The organism is Streptomyces sp. P17, from assembly GCF_032436805.1.
Classification (GTDB): Bacteria; Actinomycetota; Actinomycetes; order Streptomycetales; family Streptomycetaceae; genus Streptomyces.
Map to the genome: position 1 here is coordinate 1 of NZ_JAVRBF010000594.1, position 290 is coordinate 290.

1 protein-coding gene is annotated in these 290 nt (G+C 26.2%); it reads right to left on the reverse strand.

Annotated elements, in window-relative coordinates:
* Nucleotides 1–94: 94 nt before the first annotated feature.
* Nucleotides 95–290, reverse strand: a 196-nt coding sequence (locus RMT89_RS42240; protein ID WP_315889064.1) for a hypothetical protein, incomplete at its 5' end; no start/stop codon positions are given.

Here is a 290-nt window from a genome sequence, read left to right on the forward strand (position 1 = left end):
GAAAAATATGACCCATTAAAGAAAAAAATACAGAATTTAATAATTAGTCGTAAATCAGAAATATTAAAGAGAATTGACGAAATAATAAGAGAGACTATAAATGGTGACAAACATCCACATCTAAAACATCGTCATCATTCTCAACATCCGCAATCTCTTTTTCGACTGAAGTAATTTCTTTTAGAATATCTTTTTGAAAATCTTCTGTTTGTTTTTGAAAGTTCTCTGTTTTCTTTTCAAAATCCTCAACAATTTTTTTAAAATCATTTAATGAATCCTGTTTTAGATGT